The sequence below is a fragment of the [Brevibacterium] flavum genome (assembly GCF_019317305.1).
In the GTDB taxonomy this organism is placed as follows: Bacteria; Actinomycetota; Actinomycetes; order Mycobacteriales; family Mycobacteriaceae; genus Corynebacterium; species Corynebacterium glutamicum.
Window position 1 is genome coordinate 214,387 of the sequence record NZ_CP079240.1, and the last position, 24,082, is coordinate 238,468.

General features: G+C 50.7%; 19 protein-coding genes. 9 read left to right on the forward strand and 10 right to left on the reverse strand.

The genetic code is table 11. The features are described from left to right. The first annotated feature begins 9 nt into the window (after positions 1 to 9). The 5 genes from KW808_RS01025 to KW808_RS01045 all read left to right on the forward strand — a co-directional run bounded on the left by KW808_RS01025 (position 10) and on the right by KW808_RS01045 (position 4,038). Positions 10 to 1,023, forward strand: coding sequence for a sugar phosphate isomerase/epimerase family protein (locus tag KW808_RS01025; protein WP_003862483.1), 1,014 nt, complete (start codon positions 10 to 12; stop codon positions 1,021 to 1,023). A gap of 125 nt (positions 1,024 to 1,148) precedes the next feature. Next, the gene (locus tag KW808_RS01030) at positions 1,149 to 1,580 is read left to right on the forward strand and encodes a hypothetical protein (protein WP_003862485.1); all 432 of its coding nucleotides are present in this window, start codon (positions 1,149 to 1,151) and stop codon (positions 1,578 to 1,580) included. Between the two features lie 862 nt (positions 1,581 to 2,442). Further along, a complete protein-coding gene (locus KW808_RS01035; protein WP_003862487.1) occupies positions 2,443 to 2,646 on the forward strand; it encodes a cold-shock protein in 204 nt (67 codons plus the stop codon). Positions 2,647 to 3,236: 590 nt separating this feature from the next. Then, complete coding sequence (locus KW808_RS01040) at positions 3,237 to 3,545, forward strand: winged helix-turn-helix domain-containing protein (protein WP_003862490.1); 309 nt, start codon at positions 3,237 to 3,239, stop codon at positions 3,543 to 3,545. Between the two features lie 76 nt (positions 3,546 to 3,621). Beyond that, positions 3,622 to 4,038: an O-methyltransferase gene (locus tag KW808_RS01045; protein ID WP_003862491.1), complete on the forward strand. Its 417-nt coding sequence runs from the start codon at positions 3,622 to 3,624 to the stop codon at positions 4,036 to 4,038. A 193-nt stretch (positions 4,039 to 4,231) separates the two neighbouring features. On the opposite strand, the gene KW808_RS01050 is transcribed toward KW808_RS01045, so the two are convergent. Together KW808_RS01050 and KW808_RS01055 are read right to left on the reverse strand one after the other, a co-directional pair. Then, a complete protein-coding gene (locus KW808_RS01050) occupies positions 4,232 to 4,660 on the reverse strand; it encodes a GNAT family N-acetyltransferase (protein WP_003862494.1) in 429 nt (142 codons plus the stop codon). A gap of 18 nt (positions 4,661 to 4,678) precedes the next feature. Further along, positions 4,679 to 5,671 carry a LacI family DNA-binding transcriptional regulator gene (locus KW808_RS01055; protein ID WP_003862498.1) on the reverse strand — a complete coding sequence of 331 codons (993 nt, stop codon included), beginning with the start codon at positions 5,669 to 5,671 and terminating at the stop codon, positions 4,679 to 4,681. Between the two features lie 183 nt (positions 5,672 to 5,854). Between KW808_RS01055 and KW808_RS01060 the strand changes: the two genes are divergently transcribed. Continuing rightward, positions 5,855 to 6,259 (forward strand): hypothetical protein, encoded by a 405-nt coding sequence (locus KW808_RS01060; RefSeq protein WP_003862500.1) that lies wholly within the window; start codon positions 5,855 to 5,857, stop codon positions 6,257 to 6,259. 375 nt (positions 6,260 to 6,634) lie between these two features. Here KW808_RS01060 and KW808_RS01065 read toward each other — a convergent pair whose 3' ends face one another. Continuing rightward, positions 6,635 to 8,110 carry a sugar porter family MFS transporter gene (locus tag KW808_RS01065; RefSeq protein WP_003862502.1) on the reverse strand — a complete coding sequence of 492 codons (1,476 nt, stop codon included), beginning with the start codon at positions 8,108 to 8,110 and terminating at the stop codon, positions 6,635 to 6,637. A 790-nt stretch (positions 8,111 to 8,900) separates the two neighbouring features. After that, the gene (locus KW808_RS01070) at positions 8,901 to 9,335 is read right to left on the reverse strand and encodes a PAS domain-containing protein (protein WP_003863466.1); all 435 of its coding nucleotides are present in this window, start codon (positions 9,333 to 9,335) and stop codon (positions 8,901 to 8,903) included. Between the two features lie 201 nt (positions 9,336 to 9,536). On the opposite strand from KW808_RS01070, the gene gltB reads away from it, so the two are divergent. After that, positions 9,537 to 14,069 carry a glutamate synthase large subunit gene (gltB, locus tag KW808_RS01075; protein WP_034983459.1) on the forward strand — a complete coding sequence of 1,511 codons (4,533 nt, stop codon included), beginning with the start codon at positions 9,537 to 9,539 and terminating at the stop codon, positions 14,067 to 14,069. Beyond that, positions 14,069 to 15,589 carry a glutamate synthase subunit beta gene (locus tag KW808_RS01080; RefSeq protein ID WP_003863464.1) on the forward strand — a complete coding sequence of 507 codons (1,521 nt, stop codon included), beginning with the start codon at positions 14,069 to 14,071 and terminating at the stop codon, positions 15,587 to 15,589. Before gltB ends, KW808_RS01080 begins: the two co-directional genes overlap by 1 nt. 464 nt (positions 15,590 to 16,053) lie before the next feature. On the opposite strand, the gene KW808_RS01085 is transcribed toward KW808_RS01080, so the two are convergent. The 6 genes from KW808_RS01085 to KW808_RS01110 all read right to left on the reverse strand — a co-directional run bounded on the left by KW808_RS01085 (position 16,054) and on the right by KW808_RS01110 (position 22,527). Further along, positions 16,054 to 17,541, reverse strand: coding sequence for a glutamate-cysteine ligase family protein (locus KW808_RS01085; protein ID WP_003863459.1), 1,488 nt, complete (start codon positions 17,539 to 17,541; stop codon positions 16,054 to 16,056). A 45-nt stretch (positions 17,542 to 17,586) separates the two neighbouring features. Then, positions 17,587 to 18,216: a response regulator transcription factor gene (locus KW808_RS01090; protein ID WP_003863458.1), complete on the reverse strand. Its 630-nt coding sequence runs from the start codon at positions 18,214 to 18,216 to the stop codon at positions 17,587 to 17,589. A 138-nt stretch (positions 18,217 to 18,354) separates the two neighbouring features. Then, complete coding sequence (locus tag KW808_RS01095; protein WP_144290631.1) at positions 18,355 to 19,569, reverse strand: sensor histidine kinase; 1,215 nt, start codon at positions 19,567 to 19,569, stop codon at positions 18,355 to 18,357. Next, a complete protein-coding gene (locus KW808_RS01100) occupies positions 19,570 to 20,181 on the reverse strand; it encodes an ABC transporter ATP-binding protein (protein ID WP_003863455.1) in 612 nt (203 codons plus the stop codon). Beyond that, positions 20,178 to 22,067, reverse strand: a complete 1,890-nt coding sequence (locus KW808_RS01105; RefSeq protein WP_003863453.1) for a bacteriocin-associated integral membrane family protein — start codon at positions 22,065 to 22,067, stop codon at positions 20,178 to 20,180. The genes KW808_RS01100 and KW808_RS01105 overlap by 4 nt, the downstream gene beginning before the upstream one ends. Before the next feature lie 160 nt (positions 22,068 to 22,227). After that, positions 22,228 to 22,527 carry a lactococcin 972 family bacteriocin gene (locus KW808_RS01110; RefSeq protein ID WP_003863451.1) on the reverse strand — a complete coding sequence of 100 codons (300 nt, stop codon included), beginning with the start codon at positions 22,525 to 22,527 and terminating at the stop codon, positions 22,228 to 22,230. A gap of 813 nt (positions 22,528 to 23,340) precedes the next feature. On the opposite strand from KW808_RS01110, the gene KW808_RS01115 reads away from it, so the two are divergent. Beyond that, positions 23,341 to 24,081, forward strand: a complete 741-nt coding sequence (locus tag KW808_RS01115; RefSeq protein ID WP_003863450.1) for an SDR family NAD(P)-dependent oxidoreductase — start codon at positions 23,341 to 23,343, stop codon at positions 24,079 to 24,081. The last annotated feature ends 1 nt before the right edge of the window (position 24,082 follow it).

The window sequence follows — 24,082 nt, forward strand, 5'->3', positions numbered from 1 at the left end:
AGCCTCACCATGAAACTCGGTCTCTACAACGCGATCTTCCACGACCGCACCCTGCCAGAAGCGCTCGCAGCCATCAAAGCTGCAGGTCTCACCGGAATTGAGCTGAATACCGGCGGATTTTTGCCTGCAACCCACATCCCGACCATCGATGACATCCTGGTCAGCGACGATGCCCGCGATGAATTCCTCGGGATTTTCGAAGGCACCGGCGTGGACATCTACGGCCTTAACTGCAACGGCAACCCGCTTCACCCCAACAAGGCGATCGGGGACAAGCACGCCGAAGACATTCGACGTTCCATCCGCCTCGCAGAGCGCCTCGGCCAAAACCGTGTGGTCACCATGTCTGGTCTTCCAGGGGGCGAACCAGGCGCGAAGTACACCAACTGGGTTGTTAACGCGTGGAACTCCGCAGCCTTGGATGTCCTTGATTATCAGTGGGATATCGCAGCTGACTTCTGGCGCGAGACCGACCGTCTTGCCGCAGATCACGGCGTGAAAGTGGCTCTTGAGCTGCATCCACAGAATGTCGTGTTCAACTCCGCTGACGTGCATAAGCTCATCGATCTCACCGGCGCCACCCACGTGGGCGTCGAGCTGGATGCATCGCACCTGTTCTGGCAGCAGATGGATCCAGTAGCTGTGATCGATCACTTGGGCGAGCTCATCTTCCACGCCGCCGCCAAAGACGTGCGAGTTAATAAGGAATGGGCACAGCTCAACGGTGTGTTGGACAACAGCTTCCGACGCCTCGACCCATCCGAAAACCGCACCAACCTGGGCGGCGATGAGTGGGCAAATGAATGGCCAAAGAACTCCGCCTGGGATTTCGTCGCCCTGGGCCGCGGTCACGACGTTGCCTACTGGACCGAATTCCTCCGCGCGCTCCACCGCGTCGATCCAAACATGCTGGTCAACATCGAGCACGAGGATGTTTCGCTCGGCCGCGAAGAAGGCGTCAACGAAGCCGCTAAGGTGCTGATCGAGGCCAACAAGGCACTCGAAGAGTCCCTGGTTTCTTAAAAAGTTACGTAACCTGCCCCGCAACGCTTGCGGGGCAGGTTGCGCTTTTAAAAAGATGCTTATCGACGCACCCCTCCTTCTGCATATACAATCGAGCACATCTAACAAAAGGCAGGGGTTCAGGCATGTATTCCAACAATTTGTTTCTCTTATCCGTGTCTGAAGATAGTGAAGAATATGAATGCTGCGTCGGCCTACTAGATGGTTCAGATGGACTTGCTTATATCAAGAAGCTTCTCAAAGGAAGAAGGCTGAAGGATCATCATCTAGTGTGGGATCAGATTGATAAGGCCACTGTTGCTCGTGAACCAATACACAAAGGGCAATTGGTTCATCTGATATTTTTGACCGCACTAACCACACCTGGCGAATTCTCCTTTGTTTACCCAGGTCAAAACCTTATCGAAGCAACACTTGAAAAAGATTATGCTGCACTTGTACTTGACGAAGAGCGCAAACAATTTGTACCTGAACTGATTCAAATGTGGTCACTCCCCGTCGGGTGGGTCGCTCCTGGGCTTGAAGATTTCTTGTATCGCAATTCGGAGTGGTACTAAATCTAACCTGACTTTCACCATTTTGTTCGGTCCCGAGTTCCGACCTGATCAGAGCCTTGATTGCACACTGACCGTAGGACGATACATGTGCTTTAAGTTCGATTTCTCACCGTCGATACCGCTAGGGAAACAGCCAAAAACGGCACGAAATTGGAGTCGAGAAATTGAGTTTGCGGTATTGCTGTTGCGAACTCGATACCGTGAAATCGAGATTAATAAACCACGGCGTTTATCGCTTGTTTAAGGTGTTGATTTTTTCCGATGGGTGCTTGTATCACTCGAGGGCTTAAAGGCCTTGAGAGGCGATTCTGGGAGGTTACTTTTTCGGGGCCTTTTGAGCAGTTTTTCACCGCAGTTCATTTGGAGACCAAGGATGATTGTAGGGGACTTAGTTTTGGTCATATATGACGTTTTATTTGATCTGGTGACCAAGGATCTTTGACCATCCTCTGCATTTGGTCGTATATGCCGGTTTTCGAAGATTGCCGCAACCAGATCATTAATTTTTCGCGGCTCAGGAAAAACATTGTGTGTGAGGAGTGGTGAAGTGTGCTGACCTTGCAATACTGGGAGATAAAACGACATAAGTGTGTTAGAAAGTGTGCCGGATTGTCTGCTTTTACACCCCAATTTTGAAAAGAAAGTTTCCCATCAGCGCAGATTCATGGCAGACTAGACGTTAGTCGCGATTTCTATTCGCAGTGTTTAGGCGCTGATAAGAGATATAACTGTGAGCGCCTAGTTTTCCTTTACCCTGCAGCATCTGTGAAGGTAGATGGTTTGACGAGGAGTTCCAACGACTCGGACGCTGGTGAATCATGCTGGCGAACGTAGCATCACCTGATTAGGAAAAGGTACAAATATGGCACAGGGTACTGTGAAATGGTTCAACGGCGAAAAGGGATTTGGTTTCATCGCTCCCAACGATGGCTCCGCAGATCTCTTCGTCCACTACTCTGAGATTCAGGGCTCCGGTTTCCGTAATCTTGAGGAAAACCAGCCAGTTGAATTTGAGGTCGGCGAGGGAGCCAAGGGCCCACAGGCTCAGCAGGTTCGTGCTCTCTAAGCTCTAACTGCTAGCTAAAAATTCCGCTTCGTCCTTTTCGGACGGGGCGGTTTTTTAATGGGTGGATTGTGCCCCTCGAGATCGCTCAATCGTCTTTATTTTCAATTCATTAAGTCGTTGACAATTCGTAAAATTGCGTCTAGAACTAATGCTATAACGGGGAGAATGAAAAGCTTTACGCACACTGCTCACTTGGCGCAGTCTGGAAATCCGAGGAACATTTCACAAGCAGAGGGGTGGTTGCTTGTAGTTCAATCTATGGGAATTGCTGTATTGCTTGCAGTTAGTTTTCAGTCCCATTTGTGGGAGTGGGGTGGGATCATAAGGATGCTCGCCCAAATCGTATTTATTATCTTGATTATCTTGGTGTCTAGAGGGCTTGCGAAGACTAGGCGGGTTCATCCTCGGGGATTTAAATGGCGTCTTACCTGCGCAGGAATCTTACCGGTAGTTGTGGCAGTGATTGGTGGATGGTTCTGGACGGCTCCCACATTTCATGACACATCGTGGATAATTACAACAGCAGTGGCAGTGGGAGCAAGCCTTCCTGGTGCTTTGGTTGGTTTGGAATTAGTGGTTAGAGGAAACAAGTGAATCTCGAAGAAGCACGAATCGCTTTGAATGACACCATTCATTCACCTGTTCGTCTGGCGTTGATGGCCGCGTTAAATTCTGTTGATTCAGCTGATTACCAAAGTCTTCGTGAAGAACTGGGCGTAAGCTACTCGTTGCTTTCTAAACACGCTGCAATACTTGAACAAGCCGGTTATTTGAAAATTTCCAAAGCTTTTGATGGACGAACACCCATCACTCATCTGAATTTAACTCGCGATGGACGGCAGGCTTTTCAAAGTTACCTTTCTGCGCTGGATCGGTTGGTACGGGGGTTAACAACCTAGCTTTGTATCTGAAGGCTTCGGAGATTTCCTGTATACATCAACAATTGCCCTTTAACCAGGAGTATTCTTAGCTTCTATGACTCCTGATCTTGCAGCTTTTCTGGACAAACTTTATGCCGAGGGGCAGGAATTTGATGCAGGACAACCGAATCGGCTTGATCGCAGGAGAAACCTTGAACCTGAAAGCGCTGCGCTACTTCGCTCGCTCATCTACGGAATTAGTCCAAAGTCAGTTCTCGAGCTAGGCACATCCAATGGTTACTCGACTATTTGGATGGCAGATGTCGTGAATTTAACAACAGTAGACAATGATCCTGAGCGGTCTTTGGATGCTGCAGCAAACCTTCGCGCCGCTGGAGTTGAAGAAAAAGTTCAACGAATCGTCGCCGATGGAGCAACCGTACTTGCCGATTCCGCCGATGAACAATGGGATTTCATTTTCCTTGATGCCGAACAATCACTCTATGTAAATTGGTGGCCTGACCTGCAATGAGTTCTAGCAAATGGCGGCTTGTTAGTGGTTGACAATGTTCTGTCGCAGGCCGATCAGGTTGTGTCATTCCGAGAACACGTTGATCAAACTGAAGGGTTCCGATCCCTAGTTCTTCCCATCGGTGCGGGACTTCTCATTATCGCTAAACAAAGCTAGGTGACGGTGTCCTGCTGAGCGAGAGAGATTACCCGCGCTAGACCCTTTCTTCAGCTCTTTTCCACACACATGCATAGCGTTCCCGTTCCGGCCAACGAGGATCCCGCTCTTTTGGCGAGATAACAAAACCAAGTTTGCGGTAAAAATCCACCGCGTCATCATCGGTCTCTAAATAAATCTCTGGGAAGCTCGTCGCCACAATGTTTAGAAGCTGGCTTCCTAAACCCATTTCTTGATGAGATTCCAGGACCGCGATGTACTCAACTACCGCCCGAGTTGGTTCATTGAAATAGGACGCAAACGCGATGGGGGAAGCATCCTCAAAGATACCGATGGTGGTCATCTGGGAAATCTCATGCGTGATGGTGTGGTCTAATTGTGCTGCAGAATAGCCGGAAGCAAGCCACAAAAGGTGAGCGAACTCAGCGGATTGCAGGGCCTCTGGGCTGAAAATTTCAATTTTCATTATTGTGCGCCTCTACCTTTAAACCTTTGGAGTTGTCCCACGGACAATGAGCTGCCCCGGAATGCTTAAGTGGTTTTCGGGGAGTGGGGCGGCGTCGAGAAGCGTTAAAACCTGCGTGGCAGCTGCGGCGCCCATGGCTGGGAGGTCTGGTGCGAAAACGGTGATGCCAGGGCCCCACACTGCGAGCCATTCGGCGACGCCGTAACAAGCAAGTGCCAGGTCATCCGGTATTTTTATGCCGTTTTCTTGGGTTGCTTTGAGAACTCCTAGAGTTAATTGCGTGCTCAGGGGCACCACGATTTGAGGGAGATCATTGCGGAATTCTGCGAATGCTTCATAACCGCCGGTGGGGGAGTAGCGGGAGTGAACTACCCGGAATCGTAGCTCTTCGCGGATTCCGCGTTGAGTGGCTTCGGTTTCGAGGGCGTTGATGAATCCGGCTTTGCGGTCTCGGGCGGTGCTGAGCTCAGCAGGACCGACAATGATACCTATATCTCGGTATCCCTGATCCAAAATATGAAGAGCAAGTTCCTTCAAACCAGTGGCATCATCGCTGGTCACAGTAGGTCGGTTGAGATCGCTACGACGATTAAGCTCGACCACTTTGAAGCCCTTTGGAAACTTCGCTTGGGGATTAACTGGAACGTGCACCACTGCATCTACCTGGCGGTTGAGCATGGATTCGATAGCTCGACGTTCCTTTTCTGCGTCGTTTCCAGTTGTGGAAACAACTAGTTGGTATCCGGATTTGTCTAATTCATCTTGGAGGACAGTGGCGGATTCGGTGTAGAACTCATTGATAATGTCGGGAACGATCAGGCCAACGGTGCGGGTCTTGTTTTCCCTAAGCACACGAGCCATAGCGTTGGTTCGGTACCCAAGTTTCTCGGCGGCGGTGAGCACTTTGTCACGTGTACCTGCATCAACGGAACCTCGTCCAGAAATTGCGCGAGAAGCAGTACCGTAACCTACTCCAGCTTCACGGGCGACATCAGTTAACTTCACATTCACACCGTTAAGCCTATGCGTTGGGGTAAAAATTATGGCAGATTGGTGCTTAAGTAATGGACTGTTTTCACCCTTTAAACTTCTAGATTTAAACACGAGGGGTTTCGGTAGCACGGTTTAGTAACTTGTCAAAGGCTTGCAAATACCCACTGCTACTACTCTGATGGCGATTAAGCGAACTTTACTATGACTCGAAAATTTAGAAGACTCCACGATCTCGGTTATTTCATCATTCCGTTTGTTGAATTTTTAAGTATTGCGGCAGGATACTTTCTTATTAAAACTGCAGCGGATGAGTTTGGAAAGCTCAATTTTATCGGGACGATTCTCGTAGTCGGAGGGGTCGTTTCCCTGTTTACCGGGTGGCCACTTCTATTCGCAAGAGTGAATGATTTTAGGTGGGATGCAGTTTACCTTGTGGGTGGAGCGGTATTTTTAGCATTCCTTTTTCTGGGGCCAAAGGAAATGACAGTTCTTGGACTGGTGGCGATGTTTGCTGGTCCGGGAATGCTAATAGCAGGGTTTTCATATCTGAGTCGTCGTCTTATTGCGTATTTTGTGGAATTGAGGCGGTTGCAACCTAGTGATTAAGAGGCTGTGATCACACCATGGCTTGAAGCAAATGGAGAACAGCTTGAAGCGCCACAAATGCTCATACGGTGTCTGCAAGAAAGACATTTGTAAAGCTGCTGGTAGCCCAGGTAAAAAATGAAATCACTGCAATGCGTGGATAGTCCTGGGAAATATGCTCACAGTGGCGGTTGAATTTAAACAAAAGCGTTGCGCGTGTGGCACTGAAAGCGGTGGAACTACCTATTGGATATGAGTGTGCTTCACTCCCGAATTCGGTGATTTGGAATCCAAACTTTAAAGAAAAACACCGCTGCCCCTCCACCTGCGCGAAGCAGGGGAGGGGCAGCGGCTGAGAAAAATCTGGAGCGTTTTATCTATGCAGTGTCTGGGTTTTTAGTGCACCTTTCCCTTCCGGATATCCTTGTTGAAGATGACTCCGGAAGTAACATCCGCATCGATCTCCTCCAAGGTGCGTCCACGGGTTTCTGGAACCTGGGTGTAGATGAAGATCAAGGCAACCACACCGATTCCGGCGAACATGAAGAAGGTTCCGGTTAGTCCTACTGCTTCCATGATGGTTGGGAAGAACAATCCGAGGAACGCGTTTGCGATCCAAAGGAAGAACACTGAGATACCGATTGCGAAACCGCGCATTGCCAGCGGGAAGAGCTCGGAGAGCATGACCCAGGTGGCTACGTTGAGGAAGGTCTGCATGGATCCTACGAAGACCACAACTAGAGTCAAGATAACGTATGGGCGAAGTGGATCGCCAACTGGGAATGCTACGGATGCGATGCCGATCAACACGTGGCTAATGGTGGTGAGAGAGTAGCCGGTAATGAGGGTGGTACGGCGGTTGATGCGATCCATCATCCACAGTGCGATGAATGCACCGACAACTGCGATAACTCCAGGTGCCACGTTGGCGATCAGAGCTGCATTTTCGGAGAAACCAGCCTCAATGAGAACAACCTGGCCGTAATACATGATGGAGTTAATGCCGGTCAGCTGCTGTGCGACACCCAATCCGATACCTACCAGGAGGATGCGCACAAGCCACTTGCTGGACAAAATTTCCCTTAAGCCCATGGACTTCTCGGAAATGACATGTTCTTCTTTTGCTAGGTGTTCAACATCAGCAACTTCTGCATGGGCACGTTCAAGAGGGCGAATGGTTTCAAGAACTGCGCGAGCCTCATCAATGCGTCCTCGCTCAACAAGCCAGCGTGGGGATTCTGGAACTCGGAGCATTCCAAAGAAGAGGGCAATTGCTGGGATTGCGGCAATTGCCAGCATGTAGCGCCACACACCATCGTGGTGTCCAAAAACATTTCCAATAATCGCATTGATGACAAAAGCTGCGAGCTGACCAACAACAATCATCAACTCATTACGGCCAGCCAGTGAGCCACGGATTTCAAAAGGAGCAAGTTCAGCCAGGTAGACAGGGACAACAGTGGAAGCGCCACCAACTGCGAGTCCAAGAAGCACACGTCCGACAACCATTACTGCAAAAGATGGAGCAAACACGCAGATCATGGTGCCGATAAAGAAAGCTACTGCAAGTGAGATGATTGTTTTCCGACGACCCCAGTTGTCGGAAATACGACCGAAAAACATCGCACCAGCTGCTGCACCAAACAGCAGAGAAGAAGTTACAACACCCTCAGTGAACGCGGTTAGCCCGAGCTCACGTGTCATTGGGTTGAGTGCACCGTTGATTACGCCGGTGTCGTATCCGAAGAGCAGTCCACCGAACGTCGCAACTAGTGCAACGTAGAATAGCCGTTTTCTATACGGACCTTCTGTGAGTGGGGGCAGCTTCTTACTTTTTTCAGGGCTGTCGGCCTGAATGAAGGTACTAGCCATCTTGTCTCCTAAGTTTGTCGTGCCCTTACTTGGAGGTGCAGGGTCACGAAACACGATGTAGTAGGCAGTGATTCACATCACCAATGTCTTTAATCGTGGCAGACACGATATGTCCCGTCAATCGTACATAACAAACTTTTTTTGAACACTTTTGAGTAATTGGTAATACTTAGGGGTGGGAGTGTCTGCTTGGGTATGGTTTTCCATTCGGGATTTTCAGCAGGGGTGTGGCGATTAGCTGCGGGTTGATGCAGGAGTTATGTAGTTAATGTCAGAAACTGCCCCCTCTGGAAATGTTGGAGCATGGGAGTTTCTGGATAAGGGTGCGGGGGTGGAGGGGGTAGTGTTTGGGGCTGTTTGACACCTTTGTTAGGTGACATTGTCACCTCATTCACTGCTTAAAGATCCTAATGTCATTACAAAAAGCGTGCGAGGAGCGGACATCGGGAATGGTGGGGCGATAATCGCCCGTTTAAGCGGCTCGAGACGTCGATCGACCACTTGTGTCAAAGTGGGCACAAATTGCCGTCAGGCGGCGCTCTGGAACGTCATCATTTTGGGACTAGTGGGGCGAATGTGAAACCTGGGTGTTTGCTGATCAAATTTTCACCACAAACCTGAGGTCAGACCACTTAATCGAACGAATTTTCGCACCAAACCCCCATTTGGATGCAAAAATCCACCACAAACGTGTGGCATGACCAAAGTTTCGAACGAATATTTGCATTTCACCCAACGGTTAACCCGTTACTGTCAAAAAGTCAGCGTCCGAACCTAAAAATGGGGCAATCTAACCCTCGATCTGACGTTCCAGTTCCTTGATGCGGATTCGTAACGCCTTTTTCTCATCCCAATTAGCGGTGACGTCGCGGAGGAATGCTGCCACGCCTTCGATTTTTCCGGAATCGTCTTTCAGGATCGTGATGGAGAATTCCAGGGACATTTTGGATCCATCTGCGTGAATTCCGGGAACGTTGAGGGGCTCGGAGCCATAGCGGGTTTCGCCGGATTCCATGACGTGATCCCATCCGTCCCAGTGTGCCTTGCGGTGTTTTTCGGGGATGATGATGTCGAGGGATTTTCCGAGTGCTTCGCCGGCCGTGTATCCAAAGAGTTTCTCGGAGCCGCCGTTCCAGAGTCTGATAATTCCATCGCGGGTGGCGTAGATGATTGCTTCTTCTGTTTCGGTGACAAGTCGGGCTGCGATGGTGTCAAAATCGACCATTTTTATCTTCTTTCACGAGGTGGACAGGCGAACATCTTCTACCATATCCTGTGATGTGTAACACAGGAGCGTAATCTGACCTCCCGTTTTCCTGTAGGTTGATCGAAAGTAACCCTTTTGTTACTTGCGTTGCAGGTAGTGTGCCTGATTTTCTTATTATCGAACGATTGATAGAAACAGGATTAAAGTGAGGTATCCCGCATGAAACCACAAGGACTCTACAACCCTGCGCATGAACATGACGCCTGCGGTGTGGCGTTTATTGCGGATATCCACGGTCGCCCAAGTCGCAGCATTGTTGATCGCGCACTTGAGGCGCTTCGCAATATTGATCACCGAGGTGCCGCCGGTGCAGAGAAGAACACTGGCGATGGTGCGGGCATCCTCATGCAGATTCCGGATAGTTTCTACCGTGAAGTATCTGGCATTGAGCTTCCTGAGGCAGGGGAGTATGCCACTGGTATTGCGTTCTTGCCTCGCGGTCGCATGGCGATGATGGATGCTCAGAAGGAAATTGAGCGCATCGCAAAGCAAGAAGGTGCCGATGTGCTTGGTTGGCGCATGGTTCCTTTTGATTCCCGTGAGCTGGGTTCCATGGCTGAGGAGGCGATGCCTAGTTTCGCGCAGATTTTCCTTACTGTGCCTGGAAAATCTGGTGAAGATCTTGACCGTGTGATGTTCTTTATCCGTAAGCGTTGTGAGCGTGAGCTGGGCACCACCAATGGTCGCGATACGGTGTATTTCCCATCGCTATCTTCACGCACCATCATTTACAAAGGCATGTTGACCACTCTGCAGCTTGAGGGCTTCTTTGAGGATCTGGGTGATGCTCGCCTGGAGTCGGCCATTGCTATTGTGCACTCGCGTTTCTCCACGAACACTTTCCCAAGCTGGCCACTGGCGCACCCGTACCGTTTCGTTGCCCACAACGGTGAGATCAACACTGTGCGTGGCAATGAAAACTGGATGCGCGCCCGCGAGGCGCTTATCAAAAACGACAAGCTGGGCAATTTGAGCAGCGTGCTGCCTATCTGCACCCCGGAGGGCTCGGATACCGCGCGTTTCGACGAGGCTTTGGAGCTTTTGCACCTGGGCGGATACTCACTTCCGCATGCTGTTGCGATGATGATCCCTCAGGCGTGGGAACACAACAAGACGCTGAGCCCTGAGCTGCGTGATTTCTATGAATACCACTCTTGTCTGATGGAGCCATGGGATGGTCCTGCAGCGCTGGCATTTACTGACGGTCGTTTTGTGGGTGCCGTGCTGGACCGTAATGGCCTGCGACCTGGGCGAATCACCATTACTGATTCGGGTTTGGTTGTGATGGCTTCTGAATCGGGAGTGTTGGACTTGAGGGAGGAGAGCGTCGTAAAGCGTACTCGCGTACAGCCTGGACGCATGTTCCTTGTTGACACGGCCGAGGGCCGCATCGTTGAAGACGAGGAAATCAAGCAGAAATTAAGCGAAGCGCAGCCATATGGTGAGTGGATTCGCGATAATTTTGTGCATCTGGATCGTCTGCCTCAGACACGCTACAACTACATGGCGCACTCTCGTGCTGTGTTGCGTCAGCGTGTTTTCGGAATCACTGAAGAAGATGTGGATTTGTTGCTGCTGCCGATGGCCCGCCAGGGTGCTGAGGCAATTGGTTCCATGGGTTCGGATACGCCAATTGCGGCGCTATCCCAGCGACCACGCATGCTTTATGATTTCTTCGCGCAGCGCTTTGCTCAGGTGACAAACCCACCTTTGGACTCCATCCGTGAAAAGCCTGTGACCAGCATGTTCACTTTGTTGGGTGCGCAGTCTGACGTGCTCAATCCGGGTCCTGATGCGGCGCGACGTATCCGTTTGGAATCGCCGATCATTGATAACCATGAGCTGGCCACCTTGATCAATGCCAACGCGCATGGTGAGTGGGATTCCTTTGGTGCTGCTGTAATTTCTGGTTTGTACCCAGTGGCTCACCATGGTGCCGGCATGAAGGCTGCGATTGCTCGTGTGCGCCGCGAGGTTTCTGAAGCAATCCGCAATGGCAAGACGTTGATCGTGCTGTCGGATCGTGAATCTGATGAGCGCATGGCACCTATCCCTGCGCTGCTGCTGACTTCCGCTGTGCATCAGTACTTGGTGCAGCAACGTACCCGTACCCAGTGCTCCCTGGTGGTGGAATCCGGCGATGCCCGCGAGGTTCATCACCTGGCGATGCTCATTGGTTTTGGTGCCGATGCGATCAACCCGTACATGGCATTTGAAACCATCGATGAGCTGCGCATGAAGGGTCAGTTGGGTGATCTTTCTTTGGATGAGGCATCCCGAAACTACATCAAGGCAGCCACCACTGGTGTGCTGAAGGTGATGTCCAAGATGGGCATTGCAACGGTGTCTTCTTACCGTGGCGCGCAGCTTGCTGATGTCACCGGTCTGCATCAGGATCTCCTGGACAACTACTTCGGTGGTATTGCTTCACCAATTTCTGGCATCGGTCTGGATGAAGTTGCAGCTGACGTAGAAGCTCGTCACCGCAGCGCATTTTTGCCACGCCCAGAAGAGCACGCTCACCGCGAATTGGATTTGGGTGGTGAATACAAGTGGCGCCGCGAAGGTGAATACCACCTGTTCAACCCAGAAACCATCTTCAAGCTGCAGCATGCAACTCGTTCTGGCAGCTACGAGATTTTCAAGGATTACACCCGCAAGGTTGATGATCAATCCACTCGCTTGGGTACTATTCGTGGACTGTTTGAGTTCAGCACGGACCGCAAGCCAATTTCGGTGTCTGAGGTAGAGCCAGTCAGTGAGATCGTGAAGCGTTTCTCCACTGGTGCGATGTCTTATGGCTCGATTTCTGCTGAAGCCCATGAGGTCTTGGCCATCGCCATGAACCGACTGGGCGGTATGTCCAACTCCGGCGAAGGTGGCGAGGACGCCCGCCGATTCGATGTGGAACCCAACGGTGACTGGAAGCGCTCTGCCATCAAGCAGGTGGCCTCGGGACGTTTCGGCGTGACCAGCCATTACTTGAACAACTGCACCGATATTCAGATCAAGATGGCACAGGGCGCAAAGCCCGGTGAAGGTGGCCAGCTGCCACCAAACAAGGTGTACCCATGGGTTGCAGAAGTCCGCATCACCACCCCAGGTGTTGGTCTGATTTCTCCTCCACCACACCACGATATTTACTCCATTGAGGATTTGGCTCAGCTGATCCACGACCTGAAGAACGCTAACCCACGCGCACGAATCCACGTGAAGCTAGTGGCAGAACAAGGCGTGGGCACCGTTGCCGCAGGTGTGTCCAAGGCACATGCTGATGTGGTGCTTATTTCCGGACATGACGGAGGAACTGGCGCATCTCCTTTGACCTCCCTGAAGCATGCCGGTGGTCCATGGGAGTTGGGCTTGGCTGAAACCCAGCAAACGTTGCTGCTCAACGGCCTGCGTGATCGTATTCGCGTGCAGTGCGATGGTCAGCTGAAAACTGGCCGAGACGTGGTTATCGCAGCTCTGCTCGGTGCGGAAGAATTCGGTTTCGCCACCGCACCGCTGGTGGTCGAAGGCTGCATCATGATGCGCGTCTGCCACCTGGACACCTGCCCGGTGGGTATCGCTACCCAGAACCCGGATTTGCGTTCCAAGTTCACCGGCAAGGCTGAACACGTGGTCAACTTCTTCACCTTCATCGCCCAGGAAGTCCGTGAGTACTTGGCACAGCTTGGTTTCCGCTCTATTGATGAAGCCGTCGGACAAGCCCAGGTGCTGCGTAAGCGTTCCGGAATCCCAGCTGATTCCCGGGCAGCACACCTGGATTTGAGCCCAATTTTCCATCGCCCAGAAACTCCACACTTCCCAACTCAGGATGTGCGTTGCACCAAGACCCAGGAACACAGCCTAGAAAAAGCCCTGGACAACGCATTTATTGATAAGGCTTCGGACACGATCACCCGTGCCGCAGCGGGTGTGGAAACCAGTATTGTTATTGATAGCTCCATCAGCAACGTCAACCGTTCAGTTGGCACGATGCTGGGTTCTGCAGTCAGCCGCGTGGCTGGTGCCCAAGGTTTGCCAGACGGCACCATCACCTTGAATCTTCAAGGCTGCGCCGGTAACTCCTTTGGCGCGTTCATCCCACGAGGCATCACCATCAACCTCACCGGCGATGCCAATGACTTTGTGGGCAAGGGATTATCTGGCGGAAAGATTGTGATCAAGCCTTCCGCTCAGGCTCCGAAGCAGCTGAAGAACAATCCAAATATCATTGCCGGAAACGTGCTTGGATACGGCGCAACCAGTGGTGAATTGTTCATTCGTGGCCAGGTCGGCGAACGTTTCTGCGTCCGTAACTCTGGCGCCACCGCAGTGGTTGAAGGTATCGGAAACCACGGTTGTGAGTACATGACTGGCGGCCGAGTCCTGGTTTTGGGCCCGGTTGGTGAGAACTTTGGTGCCGGCATGTCTGGTGGCATTGCATACCTGGCTAATTCCCCGGACCTAAACCAGAAGATCAATGGCGAATTGGTGGATGTTGTTCCACTGAGCGCTGACGATCTGACATGGGCTGATGAGCTCATTGCTCGCCACCGCGAACTCACCGGATCCGAGACCAAGCTGCGTGCACAAGATTTGGTGAAAATCATGCCGCGCGATTTCCAAAAAGTACTCAACATCATCGAAACGGCCCACGCTGAGGGCCAAGACCCAGCAATCAAGATCATGGAGGCAGTGAGCTAATGGCCGACCCACAAGGATTCATCAAATACTCCCGACGCGAGCCTGCACACCGCCCGGTCCCGCTGCGCCTCATGGACTACTCCGAGGTCTACGAAAAGGCACCGGCAGGTCAGATCGAGGAACAGGCTGCCCGCTGCATGGATTGCGGTGTCCCGTTCTGCCACGAAGGCTGCCCACTGGGCAACATCATCCCTGAGTGGAATGATCTGGTACGCCAAGGTCGGTGGAAGGAAGCCTACGATCGCCTGCACGCGACCAACAATTTCCCCGAGTTCACCGGCCGTTTGTGCCCCGCACCCTGCGAAGGCGCCTGCGTGCTCGGCATCAACGATGATTCTGTCACCATCAAAAACGTTGAGCTGGAAATCGTCGAAAAGGCTTTCCAAGAAGGCTGGGTTCAGCCTGTCGTCGCATCCATGTCCACCGGCCTGTCCGTAGCCGTCGTCGGTTCCGGCCCCGCTGGCCTTGCCGCCGCGCAGCAGCTCACCCGCGCAGGCCACAGCGTTACCGTCTTTGAACGCGACGACCGTCTCGGCGGCCTCATGCGCTACGGCGTGCCCGAGTACAAAATGGAAAACCGCTGGATCGACCGACGCATCCAACAAATGGAGGCAGAGGGCACAACTTTCCAGGTAGGCACCTCGCCGCGCGCCGCTGAACTAGCGCTTTTCGACGCGATCCTCCTCGCAACCGGCACCCCAGTGGCCCGCGAACTCTCAGTTCCAGGCCACGATCTCAACGGCATCCATGCGGCAATGGATTACCTCACCGCCCAAAACCGCATCAACGAAGGCGACGGTGAAGTCTCTCCAATCAACGCCAAAGGCAAGAAAGTTGTCATCATCGGTGGCGGCGACACCGGCACCGACTGCTTCGGCACCGCACTGCGCCAAGGAGCAGAATCAGTCACCCAATTTGATATCCGCCCCCGCGCACCTTTCCAGCGCGCCGATTCCACCCCGTGGCCGATGTACCCCAACCTCTTCCGCACCGCAACGGCTCACGAAGAAGGCGAATACATCATCACTGGCGATGAATCAGCCGATGAAATCGCAGCCCTGGGCCTCGCCGAACGTGCCGCAGGCTCCACGCTTGGTGAACGTAAATTTGCCGTCAACACCGTGGAATTCCACGGCAACAACGGCCACGTCACCGGACTGACTGGCAACCAAATCCGAGTTGTCAACGGCAAACGTGAACCAATCGAAGGCACCGAATTCCCCTTCGAAGCAGACCTCGTTCTTGTTGCACTTGGCTTCACCGGCGCAGAACAAGGCGGATTGGCACACGAACTAGGCGTAGGTTTCGATGACCGGGGCCGCATCCTCCGCGATTCCGAATACCGCAGCCCCACCAACTCCCGCGTTTACATCGCAGGCGACAACGGCCGTGGCCAGTCCCTGATCGTGTGGGCAATCGCCGAAGGCCGCGCATGTGCCGCAGCTATCGACGCCGACCTCATGGGTGAAACCGCACTTCCAGTAGCTGTTGCACCACAGGACGTGCCGCTGGCTGTCTAGCTTGGGTAGAAAATGCTAGAAACCACCATCAGTAATTGGTGGTTTCTAGCGTTTTACGGGATGCATCATCGCATAGACAGCACTGGCTAGTCCTAGCAGGGCAAATACTAGATAAACAGCAGCTGATGCCAGCGCAAAAAGAACAGAACTCGACCACACCACAAGTTGAATTGCCGCTGCTCCAAAGAGAATCACGACTGCAAAACCAACAACTGGGGACGTGGTGATTAACCACAAAGGTCGTCGGGCTCTGGTTTCTTCAGAAGATCGGAAGAACCTGGTCAGCACATAAATTGAAATCGTTCCAAGGATTGCTCCCAGTGCTTAAACCTCTCGAATGCTGTCTGGGAACACGGAAGCGGCGGCAAAAGCCCCGAGGAATAAAACGATGAATACCGCCAGGAGAGAACCGATCTTTGTGGTGGCGTTGTACATCATTCCGGGTATTACCTTTCCTTGCCGTTTTACGAACCAATAGCCCATGTGTGGACAGGTTGGCCGCTTTCTTGATTCTGTAAATACTCTTGCAACATTGCTGCAAGACCTGCTTTTCGAGCATCGGAACCCGGCATGCTTCCGTGTGCTTCCAGCTTGTTGAGGCTACGCAACTGCCAGGTGGCACCGTTTTGGCGGGACTTCGCGCGTTCGGTGATGATGCCCAGGTATTCGTCGATAAGGTCTTTGTTTACTTCAAGTCGTTCCAGTCCGATTCTAGCTTGAGGGATTAGGTGCTCTTGGACCAAATCAGCGACGTTTACTTGTCCAAGGGTTGGCCAGGTCATGCGGGCGAACAGCCCTGAACGTGCACCGGATTGGAAGTTCTTTTCCGCATCAGGGAATAGGAGACGTGACCAGACAGGGCGGTTTTCCTCGGCCAGATATTTGACCAAACCGTAATAGAAAGCGGCATCGGCAGTGATGTCGATGGGGGTGGGACCTGCAGGTAGGAGACGGTTTTCTAAGCGCAGGTGGGAGCGCTCTTCGCCCGGTGCGTAAATGGGTCGGTTCCAGCGCCACACTGTTCCGTTGTGCAGGTTGAGGTAGTGGAGTGCGGGGGATTTTCCCTTCATCATTGGTGTGCCAGACAGTGCGCGTGATTCTGCGATGAGAGGGGAGAAATAGCGTACGTTTTCTTCGAAAAGATCAAAAACACTGGTGATCCATCGTTCGCCGAACCATACTCTGGGGCGGACTCCTTGATTCACAAGTTCAGGAGTACGCGTATCGATGGCTTGTTGAAACACTGGAATGCGGCTTTCATGCCACACCCGACGGCCTAAGAAAAGTGGGGAATTAGCCGAAAGAGCTGCTTGAACACCAGCTATTGCTTGCGACGCATTCCACGCTGCAGCAAACTTATTGGGCGCTAATTGCAGGTGCAACTGAATAGACGTGCAAGTTGATTCGGGGGCGAGATCAGTGAAATCGTGGATGATTTGTTCACGGTCGGCGATGTTGATGTGCACTAACTCGCCACGCGATTCCATCACCGCATTGCTCAGCGCACGGTAGCGGTTTTCTTGGGTCATCCATGCCGGATCTTCAAGAAATTCCGGAGTGATGGTGGGCAGCGTGCCGATCATCGCCACGTTCACATTCTCCGATGTGGCGGCCGCGCGCACGCGACCTAGACGCGAGGTGATGCCTTGCTCGAGGCGTCGTAAAGCATCGCCTTTAACGGATAGTGGCGGGTGGTTCATTTCAACATTAAAGTTACCGATCTCCGACTGGTACTCATCGTCTAAATGGGAAAGCACCGCGTGGCCTGCCAAAGCAGGTTGCATATGCTTATCCACGAGGTTGAGTTCCAACTCGAGGCCGATGGAACCCTGATCCTCAAAATCGGAATGCTGCAAATGCCGATCAAAAATCTCAAGATCTTCCATGAGCAGCTGGCGATAACGCGTGCGCTGCTGCGGAGTGTACCTGTCAGTACTTACTGATTCGCCCATAACTTAGAGCAAACCACAAAAAATGGTGCTGGGTAAGGATACCAATCAGGAATTTTCCACGCGATAAACCTGAGCCACCAATTGGGTACGCGACCTGACTTTGAAAATATCCAACAATTGGGACACTGTCTTCTTCACTGTCGCTATCGTGAGGCCTGTGGCTTTGGCAATTTGGCGGTTGGAATTGCCCTCGCAAACAAGTTTCATCACTCGCTGCTGAGTCGCCGTTAATTGTTCAGGAATCTGCGTGGTTCTGGGAAGCATGGCACGCAGACGAGTCATGGCCAACGGGGAAAGCGTGGTGCCACCGGACACAGCAATGCGGATGATATCGCGAATGTCCTGGGCACGGTCGCTCTTGACAATGTATGCAGCTGCACCATTGGAGAGCATTTCAACCAGAGTTTCATCTGTAGAAAAAGCAGTCATAGTGACAAAAGCTGGTGGCTCGGAAAGTTTGCGTACCTCAGTGAGCAGCTGCCTGCCGTCCATGTGAGGCATTTCGACGTCAGACACCACAACATCGCATGGAGTTTGGGCCAATACTTCCAGAGCTTCAATACCGTTTGAGGCGGTGGCAGCCACTTCCAATTCCGAATCGGAGCTTAAATAAGATGTAATGGCATCGAGGACGAAGCGGTCGTCATCAACTAGTAGAACTTTATAACTAGGCACGGCCACACCATGGAAGATATGGGAAGGACTGGCAAAGATCAGCCATCGGTGCTGCAACTAGAGGTTCGACCTGGGTAGGAATCATGATCGATGCAGCGAGTGTTAAAGCAAGAAGTGTTTTCAAGATTGTGTTCTTTCTTAGTAGGAATCCGTGGACTGCTCTGTAGGGCTAACTTTCAAAGGCACTGGAGATGGATTTTTTAGTGTGGCATTGATGATCCACATCGAATCATTTTCATTAACACTAAAGTTTCCTCCAACCGACTCCACTGCGTGCCGCATGTGTATAAGCCCAATTCCAGATGATGCAGCTCTAGCTAGATTCCCCGGAACTTGTTGAACTTTGTTGCGGATGGATAAGTGGATTTCTTCTGTTACTCGGGCGATGCTTAATTGAACTGGTTCTGATTTGTCAGCATATTTTGCAATGTTGTTGGAGGCCTCTTCCAAAACCGTCACTATTGCTTCAACATTTTCGGCACTTAAATCCTCGTTAAACGTAGTGGTGTTGATCAACATGGTGAATCCGAGATCTTCAAGATCTGCTTTCATCACTTTGAGAACAACATGTAAAGGAATGCGGTCTAATTCTGGAACGTAGGGTAGCTGATCAAAGGTCTGCAAACTCTTCATTAAATCATGAGTTTGCATCAATGCTTTGCGGGCCGACTCTTCGATGTCATAAAGCTGCTTTTTGACATCTGTTGAAAGATTATCGCGACCACTGAGCTCCTGCGATTTCATCACTGCAAACGTAAGTTCTTTGGCAACCGACCGATGCAGATGGAGTGCTAGTTCTTTTCTGCGCAGTTCTGTCTGAATTTTTGCCTGCTCCTCAAGGTTGGCTCTTTGTTCAACTTTTGATCGAAGAACCTGTCCAAGTGCCATCGACAGCGCAAAGAATACGGCAAGTGCTAGCGCGGACATCACATGAGGAGACCAAGCACCGTTTGTTGGATCGATGGTCCCAATCCAAATGAGCCCACCTGCAGAGATAAAAGCGAGCACCCGTTGCCCTCTGAACATGAGCAATCCCGAAAACGCCATTTGGGCAACAATTAAAGTGAAAGGGCTGGTGCTTTGAGGTTCACCATGAATACACAGGTATGCAAGCGCGAGTTGGGCAATGCTTAGAAGCACCACAAAAGGAACCGAGAGTTTAGGAATAAAACACAATACGAGAAGCAGAGTTTGCAAGAAAGTGAAAACAAAAAACTGCGGTGTTGACCACTGGCCACGCAGCAGGACTTCCGCGAAACCTAGCCCTAGAAAAGACAAACTCCCAAGAACAATCAAACGGTGAGTGTTTAAGAATTCCATCATTGCACTGAGATCTCCGAAAAGTTGGGGCACCTATAGTTTGATAATGGTATCCGCTGATTCTCGGAAGAGGGGCGAGTGCGTAGCAACAACAACGGTGGCGCCTTTGTCGGCGAGTGCTCTCAATGCTTCTATGACTAGCTCACTGTTTGTTAAATCTAGAGCTCCGGTTGGTTCATCAGCCAGAATTATTCGGGGATTTTTGAGCAGTACCCGGGCCAACGCAGTTCGTTGTTGTTCGCCACCAGAGAGTTCAAAAACTGGCTTTTCCTCGAACGACTCAAGACCAACAGCATGAAGTACTTGAGGAATTTCAGGCCATTTGTGTTTTTCCACCGCAAGCTGAAGGTTGAATTTAACTGTCCTGTCGGGAATCAAGGCATAATCTTGAAATAAATAGCCCACCGTATTTTTCCTGTATAACCGTTGCTTACGCGTAGAGAGTTTCAGAAGGTCTACATCCTCGACAAGGATCTGTCCGGAACTTGGTTTGTCAAGTGTGCCAAGACAGTTGAGCAAAGTCGATTTTCCTGAACCGGACGCTCCAGTCAGTGCTGTCATTGTTCCTGGTAAAAACTTATGACTGAGACCTTGCCATAAGATCCGAACGCCAAAAGATTTCTTGAGGTCATTGATTTCTATCATTGTGTGCTCTTTTCAAAAGGAAGCTTCATCGAACTGAAAAATGAAAGTGAAGTCCAACCGATTATTAAGATTCCTAAAACCAACGGCAGTGATGGAGGTATAGAATTGAGATGTTCTAAGTATCTGGCTGAGGGAGCATCTGAAGCTATTGCTGCAGATCGCTCGAAATAGCGGTTCGCGAGCCAGACGCACGGAATTGAAGCGAAAATTACTTCTACAATTAGCAGCTGTAATCGAGCTCTTAATGGATGATTTCCTAGTAGATGCGCTACCCATAGTCTTCTTTGATTTCTTAAATGAAATACCAGTGCAGTAGCTAGAACAAGAGTCGTCGTGAGGAACAATGCAATGAAAGCGTTGAAGGCGATTATTTGGTTCGCTTCCTTCAACCGAACAACGCTTTCTTCCCACGTGTCAATCATCGGGGATGCAGCTCCCACATAATTGCGTGAATCCTCTGAGGATAGAAGAGCGTTCACACCAGTCTGGTCTTTTATCAGCAGACTATTCTGTGTGAGTCGAGCCGACAAATTTTGATCACTTAAAAGCTCTAAGCCTGCGGGAAGGATAACTACGATTGGGTTTCTTACTGCACTATCCAGGTTAATGTTGTAGGTAAAAACTTCAGACATGGGGTTGGTTGAGTCTTCGCTATCATATGGAATGCTTTGGATCTTTGGCATTGGCACTTGTGAGTTGGATGCTTCGAACTCCAGCAAACCAAGTAATTCTGGCTCTTTGGCCGAATCCAGAAACTGAGGATGCAATATTGTGATCTCGTCACTTTGCGGTAGATCTTTTGGCGCAAGTAGTCCTTCATCAACGGCAAAAGTTGTGTTTGATAATACGACTGGTGCACCGATATCAAGGGGAGCTGTTAACCATTGACGATCTGCCAAAATAATTTCCCCATGCCTATCCATAGTGCGTAGAGTCTCAGCAAGCCCGTAGAAGTCTTGTCCTGCTGCGGAAGCTATGGAGACTCTATAGGTTTCTTTATGGGTATCCCATAATGTACTAAAAGTAGTTTGTGCACGTAGTTCACTGAGGTTACCGGTTAGCGATCCAATGATTCCTAGGAAAAAGAACAAGGTAATTAGTCGGGTCGCCAGCATCCCTGAGTTTAAAAGTAGGCCCGCCCGCTCTCCTTTAATAGCAAGATTCAGCGGAATTGACACAGCAATAAAATGCCCAACTAATTGTCCCAGAACTAGGCCGAGGATTCCCAGCAATAAGCTGGCAAAGTATATGCCGAAAAAGAGTGGTGTTTGGGCAAATCCATTAACACTAAGAATAGCGATGGTACTAAACAATGAAAGACCAATGCTTAGAAGAGGAATTTTCCACGATGAGAGATACTCATCCAGAAGATTTAAATGAAGTGGACGACCCAGCAAACGCTTAATTGCAGTTGCGCGACCTCGAATAATTTCATGTGTTGCAGCCAAAAATAGCGCAGCGATAATCATGAGTAGCCCTGTTATCAGATAGGGGCTTTGACCGATGATATTCCAAAAGTTGGTCTGCATAATTAAGCCGTCAAGACCTATTTGATTTGCCCAGGCAAGGAATAAAATATCGCTTCCAGCAGGGCCCTCCAGAATATAGAGACCTCTATTATCTGATTCGTGCAGATCGGAAAATGGGTAGATGATGCGAGTTTTATCATTTCCAAAAGACGCAATCTCTTTTGGATCCTCTTGAAAATAATCCGTTGAGAAATAATGCTCCTCGTTGTCAGGTATCGAGGCACTTATCTCCCGCAACGTGATGTTTACATCGTTTTCTGCTGCAAAGTCGTGAAGCTCAGTCTGGAAATATGAAGGGTCTACAAAACTAACTGTGTCATTAAGCAGAACGCCTTGGTCTCCGAAACCATAACCCATTCGGTCCATTGTGTTTGTGAGCCCATAAGAAAGGAATGGTGAAAACAATGAAACAACTATTATCGCGCAGCTCAGTAACGTGGGTAAGCGATGCAAATCGTATCCTCAAAATAAAAATTCTTCATGTGCCGGAAAACTCCGGCACATGAAGAATAGAGCGTTAGCAGTGACGGTAGTAGGATTGTCCAGTTGTGAACATTCCCTTTTCAGCAGAAGCATGGGACCAGACATTTCGATTGACGCAACCACTGTCAGATGTGTAGTTGCCAATAGCAGTTGATCCATGCTTTTGACCATTATGGTAGTAGTGGGACCATACTAAGTTTGATGAGGTTCCATAATCCCAGGTACCACCATCAATTTGCACAATGACTGCGCCTGCAGTGCCAAGGCCAACTAAGGATAAGCAAACGGTCAAAGTGGCAGCTAAAAGACCTCTTGCTGAGAATCTCTTATTCATGTGTAACTCCTGATATTTGAAGGGGACGAGTGAATCGTTAGCAGAAGTAGAGGATTGGGCCTCGGAGAGTTCGTTGCTTTCCTAGTTCTTCTGCTATTCCAGAATCTAACTGTTCCTCCCACTCTCATCAAGGACTAAAAGTCACCAACAAAGGTAACTTTTGGCTATTGACTTCTGGTAAAACCATAGCTCTAGTGACAAAGTAGAGTGGCCACCCTCTGTGCGAGTGTGGTTGCAACTACGTTTTCAAATATCTTGAGTTGATACTGGCGACACTGGCTGTACCTGCTAGGTACCACCGCTATTCGGTTCAGGAGTTACTACTCCGAAGTAGGTATCGTTTTGGTGCTTGATGATGAGTAGCCTCGCAAGTCGACACCATAGATGTCTGGAGTACAGCTGGCGAGTTTGCTGACGGTCGAGTCCGCAGCGACCTGGTCGGGGATTATCTAGATCCAGTAGCTAGGTGTGGACTGGGGTGCGGTGACGTCGTGGCTGGCAAGTATCGCTCACAGATTGCTGGTGGAGTGCTGGTCGATTTCTGGGGTACCTGTTGCCCACTAATAGACGAGGCAGTGGATTCTTTTGAAATCGGCTATGGCGTCGCCCCTGTCGCGAGCTCAAAAGGTCGACGAACCACTGAATGACAGCATTGCCTTACAGTTGCAGAAAATTGTTTCAGAATTGGGAGTGTCGTTGAACTGATCTGGGGATAACTTTTTTCTTGTGTTTGTTCACCTCGACCAGTGAGGTATATTCCGCTAGAAGCGAAAAGTGCCACGCTGAAAGAAAATATAGACCATCATCAGTGTTATGACTCAACATTCACAGCAGAAGGCACTGGTAACTGGTGGATCCCGAGGAATTGGACGTGCAATCGTAGAGCGGCTCACCTCCTCAGGCTTTGACACCGTATTTACTTGGAACAGCAATCAGGATGCGGCCGAAAAACTCGTCGAACAGCTTCAGCAACGAGGACATCAGGTACGCGCAGTACAAGCGGATCTGAGCACCATTGAATCTGCAGAACAGGCCGCACAGCAACTTCATAGTGAAGGACCGTTTCAGATCTTAGTCAATAATGCCACCACCGAGACTCCCATTAGTCCAGTCGTGGATATGCCCATCGACGCATGGACGGAAGCGCTGACAGTTAGTGCTACCGCGCCCTTCCTGTTGATCAAGTATCTCGCCCCGGATATGGTCGAAGGCGGTGCTATCATCAACATCTCGTCGCTTAATACTGTGATGCCGCAAGCAGGTATCGCTGGTTATTGTGCAGGAAAATCGGCACTTGAATCATTGACACAGGTTGTGGCGAAAGAATTGGCACCCAAAGGAATCACCGTAAATGCTATTCGCCCAGGGGCTACCGATACCGACGGTCAGCGCGTGGTGAACTCGGACCCGGAGGTTAGAAACCAGATAGCACAGATGACTCCGATGGGTCGGCTCGGCAGGCCTTCCGATATCGCCGACGTGGTCTCATTTCTTGCTGGACCTGATTCCCGTTGGGTTACCGGGCAAAGCTTAACGGTATCAGGAGGACTGTGAT

What these genes read in the sequence shown, in the direction of transcription:
- KW808_RS01025 (WP_003862483.1), top strand. Translation starts at nt 10, where the DNA reads ATGAAACTCGGTCTCTACAACGCGATCTTCCACGACCGCACCCTGCCA.
- KW808_RS01030 (WP_003862485.1), top strand. Translation starts at nt 1,149, where the DNA reads ATGTATTCCAACAATTTGTTTCTCTTATCCGTGTCTGAAGATAGTGAA.
- KW808_RS01035 (WP_003862487.1), top strand. Translation starts at nt 2,443, where the DNA reads ATGGCACAGGGTACTGTGAAATGGTTCAACGGCGAAAAGGGATTTGGT.
- KW808_RS01045 (WP_003862491.1), top strand. Translation starts at nt 3,622, where the DNA reads ATGACTCCTGATCTTGCAGCTTTTCTGGACAAACTTTATGCCGAGGGG.
- KW808_RS01050 (WP_003862494.1), bottom strand. Translation starts at nt 4,660, where the DNA reads ATGAAAATTGAAATTTTCAGCCCAGAGGCCCTGCAATCCGCTGAGTTC.
- KW808_RS01060 (WP_003862500.1), top strand. Translation starts at nt 5,855, where the DNA reads ATGACTCGAAAATTTAGAAGACTCCACGATCTCGGTTATTTCATCATT.
- KW808_RS01065 (WP_003862502.1), bottom strand. Translation starts at nt 8,110, where the DNA reads ATGGCTAGTACCTTCATTCAGGCCGACAGCCCTGAAAAAAGTAAGAAG.
- KW808_RS01070 (WP_003863466.1), bottom strand. Translation starts at nt 9,335, where the DNA reads ATGGTCGATTTTGACACCATCGCAGCCCGACTTGTCACCGAAACAGAA.
- gltB (WP_034983459.1), top strand. Translation starts at nt 9,537, where the DNA reads ATGAAACCACAAGGACTCTACAACCCTGCGCATGAACATGACGCCTGC.
- KW808_RS01080 (WP_003863464.1), top strand. Translation starts at nt 14,069, where the DNA reads ATGGCCGACCCACAAGGATTCATCAAATACTCCCGACGCGAGCCTGCA.
- KW808_RS01085 (WP_003863459.1), bottom strand. Translation starts at nt 17,541, where the DNA reads ATGGGCGAATCAGTAAGTACTGACAGGTACACTCCGCAGCAGCGCACG.
- KW808_RS01100 (WP_003863455.1), bottom strand. Translation starts at nt 20,181, where the DNA reads ATGATAGAAATCAATGACCTCAAGAAATCTTTTGGCGTTCGGATCTTA.
- KW808_RS01105 (WP_003863453.1), bottom strand. Translation starts at nt 22,067, where the DNA reads ATGGGTTATGGTTTCGGAGACCAAGGCGTTCTGCTTAATGACACAGTT.
- KW808_RS01110 (WP_003863451.1), bottom strand. Translation starts at nt 22,527, where the DNA reads ATGAATAAGAGATTCTCAGCAAGAGGTCTTTTAGCTGCCACTTTGACC.
- KW808_RS01115 (WP_003863450.1), top strand. Translation starts at nt 23,341, where the DNA reads ATGACTCAACATTCACAGCAGAAGGCACTGGTAACTGGTGGATCCCGA.